We start from the raw sequence: 13,752 nt of genomic DNA on the forward strand, positions 1-13,752 counted from the left end.
CGGCTACCTGCGGGATCTGGCCGGGAACCATCCATTCCGCATCGTAATTCGGTTGCCGCCGAAACGGTACGGCGTACAGGATCCGGCCATGTCCACGACCCGCGTGCTCCCGCCGCTGCCGTCCGCCGCCGGCCTTCCGTCGCGGGGCCGACAGCAGCCCGGCCGTCCCCGGAGACCCGGTCCGCCGCGGTCGTGAGCGCCGCGCTCGTCGCGGGTCTCCTCGCGGGCTACGGCATCGCCGTGCCCGTCGGAGCCGTCGGGGCCCACCTCGTCACCCTGACCGCCCGTTCGTCCCTGCGGACCGGTGTGTGCGCCGCGCTCGGCGTGGCGACGGCCGACGGGCTCTACGCCCTGCTCGCCACCCTCGGCGGCTCGGCCCTGGCCACCGCGCTGCGACCGGTGATCGTGCCGCTGCGCTGGGCCTCGGCCCTGCTCCTCGCCGCGCTGGCCGTCCGGGGCGCGGCCGGCGCGCTGCGCCGGTACCGAGGGCACCGGACGGCCACCCGGACGGCCCCACCGCCACCGAACCCGGCCCGCGCGTACCTCGCCCTGCTCGGCCTCACCCTCCTCAACCCCACCACGCTGCTCTACTTCGCGGCACTGGTCCTCGGCACGCACGCCACCACACCGTCCGATCGGGCGGTGTTCGTCCTGGCGGCCTTCGCCGCCTCCACAAGCTGGCAACTACTGCTCGCGGGCGGCGGCACGCTGCTCGGCCGCACCCTGACAGGCCCCCGGGGACAACTGGCGACGGCCCTGGTGTCCAGCGGCGTGATCATGCTGCTGGCGGCACGGATGGCGGCAGCGCCGGGGTGAGCACCCCGGTGGCAGCCGCGGCCCGTGGCGGCGCGGGTGGGGACGGTGCCGGTCCGATGACGGCGGCCGAGGTCAGGCGGTGGTGAGCAGGTTCTTCACCTCGACGACGTCGGCGATCTCGTCGACCTGGGCCACCAGCCGGGCCATCGTCGCCGAGGGCAGCCGCCCGGTCAGCTCCACGATGCCGTCGTGCACGGTCACGTCGACGGTCTCCCGGTCTGCCGGGGGACAGCAGGCTTCGATCCTGGCCTGCACCTCGGTCTGGATGCCGACATCGTCCCTGATCAGCGCCTGCAGCAGCGCGTCACGGCGCACGACGCCCACCAGACGGCCCCTGCGATCGGTGACGGGCATTCGCTTCAACCTGGCCAGCGCAGCGAGCCAGGCAGCCTCGGTAACCGTCGCGCCGGGCAGAACCGTGATCGCGGGGCTGGTCATCAGGTCGGCGGCCGTTTCACCACGCGCCTTGCCATGGATTCGGCGTTCACGCAGCCTGCCGACGGGTCCGGGCCGGTGACCGGAGGCATCGAAGGCGACCTTCGCCAGCAGATCGGACTCCGAGACAACGCCGACCACATGGTCCTCGGCGTCCACGACCGGGAGCGCGCCCGCATGCTCGCGTGCCAGCAGGCGGGCGATGTCGCGATACGGCAGGTCTTCGCGGAGGGAGGTCGCCGGCACGTGCATCACGTCCCGCACCAAAGGCACCCCGGGTTCGGGGAGTGCCGGCCGCGGCGTAGGAGTGGCGGCCGACGTTCCCTGCCCCTCCGTGCCGGGCTGTTCGGCCGCGGTGCCCGCGTGCTTCGCCGCGGCCCTGGCCACGGCACCCAGGTAACGGAGCAGCCTCTCGTGCCGTGCCGTTTCCTCGGGGCTCCAGGAGCGGGAGGGCACATCCCGCCGGGCCTCGGCCTCTGCGCGGAAGTTCTGGTGCGCGTCCACGGCGGCCTCCTCACTCCGTCGAGCTGCCTGCCATCCCAGTATTTCGCTCTCCCTGACCGTGCCAAGAGCCGATCGGCCCTGGTGGAACGGCGTGACGGCCCTATCCGGTGCGGGGCGGGCGAGGAACGGTGAAACTGAAGGAACAGCCGATCGGCAGGAGGCCGCCGATGAGCCTGCGGGACTTCCTGGAGCGGTTCCGTCCGGCGGGCACGCCGGGAGCGTCCGCCACGGGCGTGCCCGCCGACCGTGCGTCGGAGCGCGCCGCGGAACTGGAGCCTGCCCTCGACCGATTGACGGATGTTCAACAGCAGGCGGAACAGATCCGGGCCGCCGCTCAAGAGACAGCCGAGGCCCTTCGGCGGGACGCCTCCCGCGAAGCCGAACGTCTTGTGGCGGCCGCGCGGGAACAAGCACCGGAGGTTCGCCGAAAGACCGCTGAACCACTCCTCCGGGAGGCGCGGCGGGACGCCGAGGCCCTGCGCGCCGCCGGTGACCGCGCGGCCTCGGCGATCCACGCGCGGGCCATGGAGCGCATGCCGCACCTGGTGGACGTCGTGGTGGCCGATGCCCTGCGTCTGGCAGGCGGGGCGCGGGGAGAGCCATGAGTGCCGGTTGGGTCGCCGGGGCGGTGCGCGCGAAAGCCCTCGCCGGCCGGTATCCGGGTGCCGGTGCGGCGCGGGAGATCGCCCGTGGCCCAACGCTCGACGACGCCCTGCAGCGCCTGGCCACGACGCCGTACGCTCGCTACGCGCGGACAGCGACGGGCTTGCCGCAAGCGCAGCGGGCGGTGGCCGCCACCGTGCTGTGGCATCTGCGGGTTCTGGCCGGATGGCTGCCGCCGGGTGGTGCTCGCCTGCTCGTTCCGCTCGCCGCCGGGTTCGAGATCGCCAACGTGGTCGCCCGGCTGACCGCACCGGAGGGTCGCCGCGCCAAGGCGCCTGAGCCGTACCGGCTCGGGGCGCTGGAGACCGCCTGGCGAAGTCTGGAGCGGGCCGGGACGCCCGCGGAACTGCGCGCGGCGCTCACCGCCTCACCCTGGGGTGACCCGGGCGGCGATACGCCGTGGGCCCTGCTCACGGGCATGCGGATGGCCGCCGCTCGGCGTACCGCTGTCGCCGTACCGTCCGCACGCCGCTGGGCCCGGGGACGCGCGCTCCTGCTGGCGGCGCGTGAACTCTTCGTACACCACCGCTCTCTTCCGGAGCCCGTGCGGCGCGATGCGGCACGGCTGCTCGGGACCCGGGCGCCGATCGCCGCCTCCTACCAGGAGTTCCGTGAGCACCTGCCCTCGGCGGCCGGTTGGGTCCTGGCGGATGTCGATGAGCCGGGTGAGCTGTGGCGGGCCGAGGTCCGCTGGTGGCGGACGGTGCAGTCCGACGGGGCGGCGATGCTGCGCGAGGGCCGGTACGGGCCCAGGGTGGTCGTTGGTGCGGTCGCCGTGCTGTCCGTGGACGCCTGGCGGGTGCGGGCGGCGCTGGAATCGGCTGCCCGTAGTGGACGGCCCGGGGAGGCGTTCGATGCCCTGGTCTGAGGCGGTGACGCCGGTCCGGATGCGCCGTGTGGCGGTGGTCGTGCCGCAAGTGGCCCTGCGGGACACACTCGTGCGCATCGCCGAAGCCGGCTGCGTGGAACTGGACCGGGCCGAGGAGGCTGCCTCGGGAGCGGCGGCCGTGCGGCTGCAGCGGTTGCGCGGGCGGAGGACGACCGCCGGACCCGAGAGCGCCACTCCAGCTGTTCTGGCAGCCGCCTCGCCCGATCTCGATCTGCTCGAACAGCGGGGCAGTGTCGCTCTGCTGGCGGGCGAGGCCCAGTTGGAGGAGCGTGCGGAAGGCGCCGTACGGCGTGGGGAGGTCGCCGCGCTGGCCGGGTGGTGCCCGGCCGCCGAGGTTCCCCGCGTCGCGGGGCGGCTGGCCGCGGCGGGCGGTGCGCTGCTGCCGCTGCCCTCCCCGCGCGGAATCGATCCCCCGACATTGCTTCGACCGGGCCGGACCGCCTCCTTCACCCCGCTGGTGACGACGTACGGCACGCCCGCCTACGCGGACCTCGACCCTTCGTGGCCCGCGGGTCTGGCGTACGTCGCGATGTTCGGGATCATGTTTGGTGACGTGGGGCACGGGGCGTTGCTGCTGCTCGGCGCGCTGGCGTTGCGCCTCGGGTGGCCCCGGCGATGGGCCCGGCTGGGCAGGCTGTGGCCCTTCCTGGCGGGCGCGGGAGTCGCCTCCGTGCTCGCGGGCGCCGCCTACGGCGAGTTCTTCGGGCCCACCGGGCTGCTGCCGGTGCTGTGGCTGAGCCCGCTGGAGGATCCCACCCGTCTACTGGCCGCCGCCGTGGCCATAGGGGCCGGTCTGCTGGCGCTCGCGCACGCCGCCGGCGCGGTGAACCGCGTGCGTGAGGGCGGCTGGGGCACGGGACTGTACGCGGCGTCCGGCTGTGCCGGACTTCTGTTCTATCTGGGGCTCGCTCTGGCCGCGGCGGGCCTGCTTCTGCACCTGCGGGCTCCGGCCGTCGCCGGGGGCGCCCTTGCCGTGGTCGGCTTGGCGCTGGTGGCGTCGGGCCTGTTCCGGGCCACGGCGGGCGGCGGCGCGGGACTCGCCGAGACGGCGGTACGGCTGTTCGACGTCGTCGTGCGCACGGGCACCAACACCCTCTCGTTCGCCCGGCTCGCGGCCTTCGGCCTCACCCATGCCGCGCTCGCCGGCCTGGTATGGCACGGCACCACGGCCCTGGCAGGGCGTGGCGCCGCCGGAGTCATGGGCGCCGCCCTGCTGTTCGTCGTGGGCACGGCCGTGTCCTTCGGTCTTGAGGCCCTGGTGGCCGGTGTGCAGGCCCTGCGGCTGGAGTTCTACGAACTCTTCTCCCGGCTCTTCGAGACAGAAGGCCGACCGTTCCGTCCCTGGCACGTTCCCCCGGCGGAATCCGCCGACCCCGCTACGAAGGTGATCCCATGCTCACCTGGCTGATCGTCCTGCCGGTCCTGGTCGCGGTGCTCGGCGCCGTCCGGCTGCTGCGGCGACGCCGGACCAAACACGCCTTCCGCTGGCTGCTGGCCACGAACCTCGCCCTGCTGGGCGGCGCCTTCGCCGTCCTCGCCACGGCACTGGCGGGCCCCGCGCAGGCTTCGGCGCAGGCCGCCACGTCCCGCGGCGTCAATGGATCCGCCTTGATCGGGGCGGCCATCGCCGTGGCCGGTGCGTCGATAGGAGCCGCGATCGCCGTCGCCTACACGGGAGCCGCGGCGCTGGCCGCGTTGAGCGAACGACCGGAGATGTTCGGCCGGGCGATGGTCATCGTCGGCCTGGCGGAGGGCATCGCCGTGTACGGGCTGGTGGTCGCGATCCTGCTGATCGCGAAGGCCTGACGATGGGCACCGTGGCCGCCATCGGCGCACGAACCAACGTGTGCGGGCTGGCCCTGGCCGGGGTCGACGTCCTCGTGGCGGAGGAACCGGACGCCGTCCGCGAGGCTTGGCGGACGCTGCCCAACACGGTCGGCCTGGTGATTCTCACGCCCGAAGCCGCCGAGGTGCTGGGGGACGCGGCGACGGCGCCCCACCCGGCCCGGCCGTTGACGGTGGTGCTGCCTTCATGACCGCGCCCGTGGATGCGCTGAACCCCGTACGCGCCCAGTTGCTACGCGCGGCACGCGCCTCGGCCGACGCCGTCCTGGACCGTACACGGGCCGACGCGGCTGAAACCCTGCGCGCAGCTCGCGCTACGGCTGAGGCAGTGCTCACGCGGGCCCGGGAACTCGGCGAGGCCGACGGTGCCGCCGAGGCGGCCCGGGAACGGGTTCGGGCGGCACAGGACGCCTGGGCGGTGGAACTCGCGACCCGCGCCGATGTCCATGCGGCGCTCAGGGCCGCGGTTCGCGCGGGCGTGCGGCGGGCGCTGGCTGAGGATGCGGTTTCGCAGTCGCGCCTGGCGGAGGTGGCACGGGCCCGGCTGGGAGCGGAGGCGCGGGTCGTGTCCGCCGCGGAGGGCGGGGTGACGGCCGAAGTGCCTGGCCGCCGGGTTGATCTGTCGGCGGACGCCCTCGCCGACCGCGCCCTGGACAGGCTGGGTCTCCAGACCGAGACGCTTTGGGGGCCACCGTGACCGCCGTCGGCAACCAGGCGTCGGACTCCCCGGGCATGGGCCCGCTTGCACAGGTCACGAGTGGTGTTCCGGCAACCGGCCGGGCGGACCGCCCCCGGATTCTCCGCGTCACCGGTCCCCTCGTGGAGATCACCTGCCCTCCTGCGGTCGCCATGCACGATCTGGTCGTACTGGGCGACGCCCGGCTGCCGGGCGAGGTCGTCGCCATCCACGGCGACACGGCCACCGTCCAGGCCTACGAGTACACCGGCGGGCTGGCCCCCGGCCATCCTGCGGAACCGCAGGGACAACCGTTGTCGGTGCGGTTGGCCCCTGATCTCCTCGGCGGTGTGTTCGACGGTCTGCTGCGCCCTCTGGCCGGCGCCGGCGACCTTCTCACCACACACGGGCCGACGACTGCTGAACCGGACCGCGGGGATTGGTCGTTCACGCCACGGGTGTCGGAGGGAACGCGGGTCTCGGCCGGTGACGTCCTCGGGGAGATCGGCGCGAGCGTGCCACTGCGGCTTCTGGTGCCTCCGGACCTGTCGGGCGAAGTGACTCGGATCGCGTCGGCGGGCGAGCACTCCTCGGACGCCGTGCTCGCCGTGGTGGGCGGGCATGAGGTGCGGATGGCGCAGTCGTGGCCGGTGCGCAGACCGCGACCGGTCGCGAGGCGACTGACGGCGAACGTGCCCCTGAACACCGGGCAGCGCGCCGTCGACCTGCTCTTCCCTGTGGCGCGGGGCAGCACGGTCGCCGTTCCCGGTGGCTTCGGCACCGGCAAGACCATGCTGCTCCAGCAGATCGCCAAGTGGTGCGACGCGGATGTGATCGTCTACGTCGGCTGCGGCGAGCGCGGCAACGAGATGGCGGACGTCATGGAGGAGCTGGCGGAGCTGACTGATCCGCGGACCGGGGGCCGCCTGGTGGAGCGGACCGTGACGATCGCGAACACCTCCAACATGCCGATGATGGCCCGCGAGACGAGTGTGCACACGGGGGCGACGGTTGCGGAGTACTTCCGCGACATGGGCCTGGATGTCGTCCTGATCGCCGACTCGACGTCCCGCTGGGCGGAGGCACTGCGGGAGTTCGCCTCCCGCATGGGTGAACTCCCCGCCGAGGAGGGTTATCCGGCAGGGCTCGCCTCCCAGCTGGCCGCGTTCTACGAGCGGGCGGCGGCCGTACGCACGCTCGGCGGCGCGAACGGGTCCGTCACGGTGATCGGTGCGGTGTCCCCTCCGGGCGGCGACCGCACCGAGCCCGTCACCGCGCACACCGAGCGGTTCGTACGGAGTCTGTGGAGCCTGGACCGCGATCTCGCCTACGCACGGCACTACCCGGCCGTGTCCTGGTCGGAGTCCTTCTCCCGGGACGCCGCCGGGCTGGCCGCCGCACACGCACGGGCCGACGGCCCCGAGTGGGCCGAGCGGCGCGGGCGGGTGGCACGGCAACTGGCGGAGGCGGACCGGCTGGCCGGCCTCGTCGAACTGGTCGGCATCACCGCCCTGCCGCCCCGGGAGCGGATCAGTGTGCTCGCCGGACGGCTGCTGCGCGAGGCCGCGATACAGCAGAACGCGCTGTCCCCGGCGGACGCCTACAGCACACCCGAGAAGTCCACGGCCCTGGTCGAGGCGGTGCTGACGGTGATCGACCGCTGTGCGGAGCTGGTGGACTCCGGCACCCCCGTGGATGCCGTCGAGGCGGTCGACTTCACCCCGCTGCTGCGGGCACGCGAGACGGCCGGCCCGGCGGAGACCGCTCCGGTGACCGCGGCACGCGACACCGTGCTGGCCCGGCTGAAGGAGGCGGCATGACCGGTCCCCAGGTCATCGAGTACACGGGCGTGCGGGACCTGCGCGGCCCGCTGGTGGTCGTCGAGGGGGTGAGCGGGGTGGGCTGGGACGAGTTCGCCACGATCGTCCTCGACTCCGGCGAACGACGGCACGGGCTGGTCCTGGAGGTGGACCGCGACCTCGCGGTGGTACAGGTCCTGGAGGACACCGCCGGCATGAACCGCGCCGGCACCCGGGTCGCCTTCTCGGGCACGCCGTTGCGGATCCCGGTGGGCACCGGATGGCTGGGACGGGTGTGCAACGGGCGGGGCGAACCGGCCGACGGCGGGCCGCCGGTTTTCGGCGGGTCATACGCGGCAGTCGGCGGCGCGCCGATCAATCCGGTACGCCGGGAACCGCCGGACGAACCGGTCCTCACCGGCGTGGCCGCAGTGGACGTGCTGACCACGCTGGTGCGCGGCCAGAAACTGCCAGTGTTCTCGATGGCGGGGCTACCGCACCTGGAACTGGCGGTGCAGATCGCGGCCCAGGCGACCTGCGGGGGTGAGCCGTTCGCCGCCGTGTTCGCCGGCATGGGGCTCACCCACGCCGACACGGCGTTCGTCCGCGAAGGGCTGGCCGCGCGTTCCGCCGCGCGGGAACTGGTCCTGTTCCTGAACACGGCCGACGACCCGGTGATCGAACGGCTGCTCACCCCGCGACTCGCCCTGACCGTCGCCGAACACCTCGCGTTCACGGAGGGCCGCCACGTCCTGGTGGTGATGACGGACATGACGGCCTACTCCGAGGCGCTGCGCGAGGTGTCCGCCGCGCGTGGCGAGATACCGGCGCGGCGGGCCTACCCCGGCTACCTCTACAGCGACCTCGCCTCCCTCTACGAACGCTGCGGACGAATCAAGGACCGACCGGGATCGGTCACCGTCCTGCCGGTGCTCACCATGCCCGCGGGCGACATCACCCACCCCGTCCCCGATCTCACCGGCTACATCACGGAAGGGCAGATCGTGCTGTCTGCCGATGTCCAAGCCGTCGGCACCTATCCGCCCGTGGATCCGCTGGCCTCGCTGTCGCGTCTGATGCGCAAGGGAACCGGAGCCGGACGGACCCGCGCGGACCATCCGGCCGTCGCCGCACAGTTGATCGCCGCTCTGGCCCGGTCCCGGCAGGTGGCGGAACTCGCCGACCTGATCGGACGATCGGCGCTCAGCCCGGCCGATCTGCGCCTCCTGGACCTCGAAGACACCTTCCGGAACCGGTTCCTCGCCCAGGGCACGGACGAGGGTCGGTCGTTGGACGATTCCCTCGACCGGGCCTGGGAGGTGCTGCTGACCCTGCCGCGCAGTCAGCTCGGCATGCTCCCGGCCGACCTGCTCGACACCCGCGCTCCGCCGCAGGACGAGGAGGCGCAATGAGCCCGAGCAGGCGCCGGGTTCCGGTGGGACGGGCCGGCCGCTTGCGGCTGCGACGCAGTCTCGCCACCGCCGTGCGCGGAGCGGACCTGCTGGAACGCAAACTCCGGCTCCTGCTGGACCGGGAGCACACCGCGCGACGAGCGGCTGAGGACGCGGGCAGGATGTGTCGGGAGAGGGTGGCCGACGCGGAAACCTGGCTGCTGCGCGGGGTACTGCTCGGCGGCGAACAGGCGCTGGCCGTGGCGGCGCCCGCGGACCGGGCGCGCGTCGACGTCACGTGGGCCACGCTGATGGGCGTCAGCCACCCGGCAGGAGTGGACTGGACGGACCCCGTGCGCTCCCCGGCGGAACCGACAGCCCCCAACACGGCCCTCGCGCACGCCGAGACGGCCTATCGTGCCGCGGCCCGCGCCGCGGCGGACCTTGCCGCCCACCAGGCGGCCGCCGCACTCCTGGCCGCCGAGACCGAACGGACGCGGCAGCGGGTCCGGGCGCTGCGCCGGCACTGGATCCCTCGGCTGCAGGACGAACTGGCAGCGCTGGAACTGGCGCTGGAGGAGGCCGAACACGAAGAAGCGGTACGACGCCGCTGGGCCTCCACCCGCATGGACCAATGACAGCCTGCGCAAGGCGCGCCGACGGCGGGCCCGAGTGGACCCGCCACAAATCGTCAGCCGGTGTCACTTGCTGCCGGATCTCCACGTGCTGCGCCTCCGCCTTCTCGGTGCCCAGGCTCACGCTGACGGTCAGCATGCCGTCGGGGTAGTCCGCCTGACCGCGATCTGCTGGTAGTCCCCCGAGCCGGGGCAACCTCGAGCCCGGGGAGGCGTTACCTCCATTGGGACGATTCCCAGTCGCTGTGCGTGTCGTGCGCGATGCCGGGGCGAGGGTCCCCACACCTTGAGGACTGGCCTCGTGCAACACCGCACAGGCTGCCGCCGCCGTCGGCCCGCGGCGTGTATCGAATGCCAGGAGGATCCATGGACATGCCGTACATCAACGAGTGCGCGGTGGAAGCGTGCTCCTACAACGTCGGCAGCGCGTGCCACGCACTGGCCATCACCGTCGGGGATCCCCCGCACGCCCAGTGCGACACGTACTTCATCACCTCCTTCAAAGGCGGTGATCCGGCCGGAACCGGGCAGGTGGGTGCTTGCAAGATGACCGGCTGCCGGCACAACATCCGGCTCGAATGCCAGGCGCCGGGCATCACCGTCGGCTCCGGCCGGAGGGTAGCCGACTGCCTGACCTACAGCCCGCGCTGAGAGAAACGTCCTGCGTCCAGCAGGGTGTGAGCCGAGGTCGTCGAAACCGCCATCACGCCCGAATCGCGAGCCGTCGAAACTGGGTCACACGGGTCCGCCGGACTGCCCTCCTCACGATTCCGGGCGCACGACGACAACCGGGCACCTGGCATGCGCAGTGACGTGCTGGCTGACGGACCCCAGCAGAGCCCGGGCGAACCCGCCGCGCCCCCTGCTGCCCACCACCAACACCTCAGCCCCCTCGGCGGCCTCCAGAAGCACCTCGACGGTGTTACCGCGGACCACAAGCGCCCTGACCGAGGCAGCTTCCTCGGCTCCCAGCACCTCGCTCAGCTCTTGGCTCAGCCATTGCCGGGCGACAGCCTCGTCGAAATCGGCGTCCACGGCCAGAGCCGCCCAGCCGTACGCACCGGGCAGATCCCACGCCGCCACCACGTCCACGGTTCCGCCGATCAGTCCGGCGTACCGCACGGCCCAGCGCAGCGCCGCGTACGAGGACGGCGAACCGTCGACGCCGACCACGACACGCGGCCTGGAAGTGTCCGTGCCCATACGTCTCCCCTCTCCTGCCTCTCGCCGGCCACGCCGAACGCCGTCCTTCACCTCCACGCTGCGCGACTCCGTGGTGGCGCGCCAGGGGAAGGACGGCCAAGTGGGCCGTGTGAGCCGTTCAGCCCCTGGCGCGCCACGACGCGTCGGAGGACCGCAGAAGGTGGACGCTCGAACAGACTGAACGGGCCGATGCTTCGGCACGACAGCCGGACGGAAGGCACCGCCATGACGGTCGACGTCATGCGGCCCCAGTGCGGCGCCGGCCTGCCGGGGCCGCGCATACGGCCGGTCCGTGTCGCCGGTCACCCGGGTACGGCGGCGCCGCGCGGCGTGCCGTTGCTCCGGGTACATCATGAAGGGAGGTACGCGGCGAACAGTGCGACGAGCCGGCGGGAGCCCGGGGATGGCGCGTGGACGGTTGCAGATCTACCTGGGGGCGGCCCCCGGCGTGGGCAAGACGTACGCCATGCTCGAAGAGGGTCAGCGCCTGCGCGCTTCCGGCACCGATGTGGTCGCGGGTTTCGTCGAGCCACACGGGCGGCGACCGACCGCCGTCATGGCCGAAGGCCTGGAGACGGTGCCGCGGCGTACGGTGACCCACCGGGGAGCGGAGTTCACCGAGATGGACCTCGACGCGGTGCTGGCCCGCCGTTCCCAGGTCGCGCTGGTGGACGAGCTCGCTCACACCAATGCCCCCGGCGCCGGCACCCGCAACGCCAAGCGGTGGCAGGACGTGGAGGAGCTGCTGGACGCCGGGATCGACGTCGTGACCACGCTCAACGTCCAGCACCTGGAGTCCCTGAACGACGTCGTCCGGCAGATCACGGGAGTGCGCCAGCGCGAGACGCTGCCCGACGAAGTGGCCCGCCGAGCCGATCAGATCGAGCTGGTCGACCTGCCGCCCGAAGTGCTGCGCCGACGCCTGGCGCACGGCGACATCTATCCGCCGGACCGGATCGAGGCGGCTCTCACCCACTACTTCCGGGTGGGTAATCTCATCGCGCTGCGCGAGCTGGCGCTGCTGTGGCTCGCCGATCGGGTGGAGGAGGGATTGCAGCGCTACCGCGCCGAGCACGGCATCGCCATCCCCTGGGAAACCCGTGAGCGGATCATGGTGGGGCTGACCGGCGGCCTGGAGGGCGAGACGCTGATCCGACGGGCCGCCCGGATCGCCGCGCGCACTCCGGGCAGCGAACTACTGGCGCTGCACGTCGTGCCCGCCGACGGGCTCACCCACGCCGATCCGGCGGCCCTCGCCGCCCAGCGCACCCTGGTGGAGTCACTGGGCGGCACCTACCACCAGACGACGGGCGAGTCGGTGGTCGAGGCACTGCTGCAGTTCGCTCAGGCCGAGAACGTCACCCAGATCGTGCTCGGCGCCAGCCGCCGCGGCCGACTGTCCCTGCTGCTGGACGCCGGGGTGGGGCATCGCACGATCCGCGGCTCCGGCCCCATCGACGTCCATGTGATCACCCACGAGGCGGCCGCCGGCTCCGCCTTCACGACGCGGCTGCCGCGCCGCGGCCGCAGTATCGGACCACGGCGGTTCTGGTCGGCGGCGGTGGGGGCCGCACTGCTGCTCACCGTGCTGACCTTGCTCCTCACCGCGCCAGTCCCCCGGCTCGACCTGTCCGGGGTACTGCTGGTCTACCTGCTCGCGGCCGTGGGCACCGCCCTGGCCGGTGGGCTGGTTCCGGCGCTGGCGGCGGCCCTCGCGGCGGCACTGCTCGCCGACTACTACTTCACCGCGCCCCTTCACTCGCTGCGGGTCGAGCACGGCGGCGACGCCCTCGCGCTGGCGGGTTTCGTCATCGCCGTCACCCTGGTGGGAGCCGCCGCCGACGCGGCCGCCCGGCACACCCGCCAGGCCGTACGCGCGACATGGGAGGCACGGGTGTTGAACCGGCTGGCAACGGCCATGATGCACGGCCAGGACCTGCCGAGCCTCGTCGAACAGGTGCGGGAGAGCTTCGGGCTGACCGGCGTCAGCCTTCTCGAACGCGCACCCGAGGCAGCACCGGGGCCACGCTGGTACGTGGTCGCCAGCGCCGGTGCACACCCACCGGAGCAGCCGTACGAAGCCGACGTCGAAAGTCCGGTCAGCGACACCCTCACGCTGGCGGCCCGAGGTGTCCTGGCCACCGACGACCAGCGGATCCTCGGCGCGTGCGCGGCCCAACTCGGCATGGCCCACCTGCACGGCAGGCTCGCCCGGCACGCCGCCGAGACGGACACCTTCGCCGACGCCGAACGCACGCGCGTCTCCCTGATCCGGGCAGCCGACCGCGACCTGCGGGAGCTGTTGCGCGCGGCGGAGGAAGCCCTCGCCCGCCAGGACATCGACACGGCCCGCACGTCGGTCCGCCGCGCCGCCCAGGTCGTCGCCGACCTCGCCGACCTCGACCGGCTGCAGGGCGGGGCTCTCGACCTCTACCTGCGCCCCGTCGGCCTCGACGAGCTACTGACCGCCGTACTGGACGACCTGGGCCCCGGCGGCCGCACCATCCAGGTCCGGCTACCGGAGCAGGCGCCCGATGTGATCGCTGACGGCGCCCTGCTCACCCGGGTCCTGACCGCCCTCGCAGCCGACGCCCTGATCCACAGCCCGGCCGGGCGGCCGCCGACGCTGACCGCTGAAGCCTTCAGCGGCAGGCTTCGCATCCGACTCACGGGCGGTGCCGACGGCGCCCGGCATGCCGACAGCCTGACGCTGCGGCTCTCGCAGGACCTCACCGAGGCGATGGGCGGCACGCTCGAGCCGTCCTACGACGACGGACGGTTGTTCTCGGTGACACTCACTCTTCCGACGGCCGCCACAGGCTCCTGCCCCGGCCCTGGGCAGTCGCCCGACCACAGGCAGTAGGCCGTACCCGCCGCGCTGGGGAGGGCGAATGGG

14 protein-coding genes are annotated in these 13,752 nt (G+C 73.1%); 12 read left to right on the plus strand and 2 right to left on the minus strand.

Annotated elements, in window-relative coordinates:
* The first annotated feature begins 192 nt into the window (after positions 1 to 192).
* A complete protein-coding gene (locus tag ACIOWN_RS04550) occupies positions 193 to 816 on the plus strand; it encodes a LysE family transporter (RefSeq protein ID WP_362348497.1) in 624 nt (207 codons plus the stop codon).
* Between the two features lie 72 nt (positions 817 to 888).
* Here ACIOWN_RS04550 and ACIOWN_RS04555 read toward each other — a convergent pair whose 3' ends face one another.
* Positions 889 to 1,515 carry a CBS domain-containing protein gene (locus ACIOWN_RS04555; protein ID WP_362348495.1) on the minus strand — a complete coding sequence of 209 codons (627 nt, stop codon included), beginning with the start codon at positions 1,513 to 1,515 and terminating at the stop codon, positions 889 to 891.
* 368 nt (positions 1,516 to 1,883) lie between these two features.
* Between ACIOWN_RS04555 and ACIOWN_RS04560 the strand changes: the two genes are divergently transcribed.
* From ACIOWN_RS04560 to ACIOWN_RS04605, 10 genes are all read left to right on the plus strand, one after another.
* Entirely contained in the window at positions 1,884 to 2,360 is a 477-nt protein-coding gene (locus ACIOWN_RS04560; RefSeq protein ID WP_362348493.1) for a hypothetical protein, read from the plus strand.
* A complete protein-coding gene (locus ACIOWN_RS04565; protein WP_362348491.1) occupies positions 2,357 to 3,286 on the plus strand; it encodes a hypothetical protein in 930 nt (309 codons plus the stop codon). Before ACIOWN_RS04560 ends, ACIOWN_RS04565 begins: the two co-directional genes overlap by 4 nt.
* A complete protein-coding gene (locus tag ACIOWN_RS04570; protein WP_401980354.1) occupies positions 3,273 to 4,715 on the plus strand; it encodes a V-type ATPase 116kDa subunit family protein in 1,443 nt (480 codons plus the stop codon). The genes ACIOWN_RS04565 and ACIOWN_RS04570 overlap by 14 nt, the downstream gene beginning before the upstream one ends.
* Positions 4,700 to 5,113, plus strand: coding sequence for an ATP synthase subunit C (locus ACIOWN_RS04575; protein WP_362348487.1), 414 nt, complete (start codon positions 4,700 to 4,702; stop codon positions 5,111 to 5,113). Before ACIOWN_RS04570 ends, ACIOWN_RS04575 begins: the two co-directional genes overlap by 16 nt.
* Positions 5,114 to 5,115: 2 nt before the next feature.
* Positions 5,116 to 5,343, plus strand: a complete 228-nt coding sequence (locus ACIOWN_RS04580) for a V-type ATP synthase subunit F (protein WP_362348485.1) — start codon at positions 5,116 to 5,118, stop codon at positions 5,341 to 5,343.
* Positions 5,340 to 5,849 (plus strand): hypothetical protein, encoded by a 510-nt coding sequence (locus ACIOWN_RS04585; RefSeq protein ID WP_362348483.1) that lies wholly within the window; start codon positions 5,340 to 5,342, stop codon positions 5,847 to 5,849. The genes ACIOWN_RS04580 and ACIOWN_RS04585 overlap by 4 nt, the downstream gene beginning before the upstream one ends.
* 122 nt (positions 5,850 to 5,971) lie before the next feature.
* Positions 5,972 to 7,648, plus strand: coding sequence for a V-type ATP synthase subunit A (locus tag ACIOWN_RS04590; protein ID WP_401980358.1), 1,677 nt, complete (start codon positions 5,972 to 5,974; stop codon positions 7,646 to 7,648).
* Complete coding sequence (locus ACIOWN_RS04595) at positions 7,645 to 9,039, plus strand: V-type ATP synthase subunit B (RefSeq protein ID WP_362348482.1); 1,395 nt, start codon at positions 7,645 to 7,647, stop codon at positions 9,037 to 9,039. Before ACIOWN_RS04590 ends, ACIOWN_RS04595 begins: the two co-directional genes overlap by 4 nt.
* Positions 9,036 to 9,656: a V-type ATP synthase subunit D gene (locus ACIOWN_RS04600; RefSeq protein WP_362348480.1), complete on the plus strand. Its 621-nt coding sequence runs from the start codon at positions 9,036 to 9,038 to the stop codon at positions 9,654 to 9,656. Before ACIOWN_RS04595 ends, ACIOWN_RS04600 begins: the two co-directional genes overlap by 4 nt.
* Positions 9,657 to 10,019: 363 nt before the next feature.
* On the plus strand, positions 10,020 to 10,304 hold the full coding sequence (locus ACIOWN_RS04605) for a DUF1540 domain-containing protein (RefSeq protein ID WP_362348479.1): 285 nt from the start codon (positions 10,020 to 10,022) through the stop codon (positions 10,302 to 10,304).
* Positions 10,305 to 10,415: 111 nt separating this feature from the next.
* Here the strand turns inward: ACIOWN_RS04605 and ACIOWN_RS04610 are convergent, their stop codons facing one another.
* On the minus strand, positions 10,416 to 10,856 hold the full coding sequence (locus ACIOWN_RS04610) for a universal stress protein (protein ID WP_362348477.1): 441 nt from the start codon (positions 10,854 to 10,856) through the stop codon (positions 10,416 to 10,418).
* Between the two features lie 403 nt (positions 10,857 to 11,259).
* Between ACIOWN_RS04610 and ACIOWN_RS04615 the strand changes: the two genes are divergently transcribed.
* On the plus strand, positions 11,260 to 13,719 hold the full coding sequence (locus tag ACIOWN_RS04615) for a DUF4118 domain-containing protein (protein WP_401980362.1): 2,460 nt from the start codon (positions 11,260 to 11,262) through the stop codon (positions 13,717 to 13,719).
* Positions 13,720 to 13,752 lie beyond the last annotated feature (33 nt).

It is taken from the genome of Streptomyces sp. NPDC087787 (genome assembly GCF_044743035.1).
Classification (GTDB): Bacteria; Actinomycetota; Actinomycetes; order Streptomycetales; family Streptomycetaceae; genus Streptomyces.

Coding starts and splice junctions, on each gene's coding strand:
- ACIOWN_RS04565 (WP_362348491.1), top strand. CDS start 2,357: ATGAGTGCCGGTTGGGTCGCCGGGGCGGTGCGCGCGAAAGCCCTCGCC.
- ACIOWN_RS04570 (WP_401980354.1), top strand. CDS start 3,273: ATGCCCTGGTCTGAGGCGGTGACGCCGGTCCGGATGCGCCGTGTGGCG.
- ACIOWN_RS04575 (WP_362348487.1), top strand. CDS start 4,700: ATGCTCACCTGGCTGATCGTCCTGCCGGTCCTGGTCGCGGTGCTCGGC.
- ACIOWN_RS04580 (WP_362348485.1), top strand. CDS start 5,116: ATGGGCACCGTGGCCGCCATCGGCGCACGAACCAACGTGTGCGGGCTG.
- ACIOWN_RS04585 (WP_362348483.1), top strand. CDS start 5,340: ATGACCGCGCCCGTGGATGCGCTGAACCCCGTACGCGCCCAGTTGCTA.
- ACIOWN_RS04595 (WP_362348482.1), top strand. CDS start 7,645: ATGACCGGTCCCCAGGTCATCGAGTACACGGGCGTGCGGGACCTGCGC.
- ACIOWN_RS04600 (WP_362348480.1), top strand. CDS start 9,036: ATGAGCCCGAGCAGGCGCCGGGTTCCGGTGGGACGGGCCGGCCGCTTG.
- ACIOWN_RS04605 (WP_362348479.1), top strand. CDS start 10,020: ATGGACATGCCGTACATCAACGAGTGCGCGGTGGAAGCGTGCTCCTAC.
- ACIOWN_RS04610 (WP_362348477.1), bottom strand. CDS start 10,856: ATGGGCACGGACACTTCCAGGCCGCGTGTCGTGGTCGGCGTCGACGGT.
- ACIOWN_RS04615 (WP_401980362.1), top strand. CDS start 11,260: ATGGCGCGTGGACGGTTGCAGATCTACCTGGGGGCGGCCCCCGGCGTG.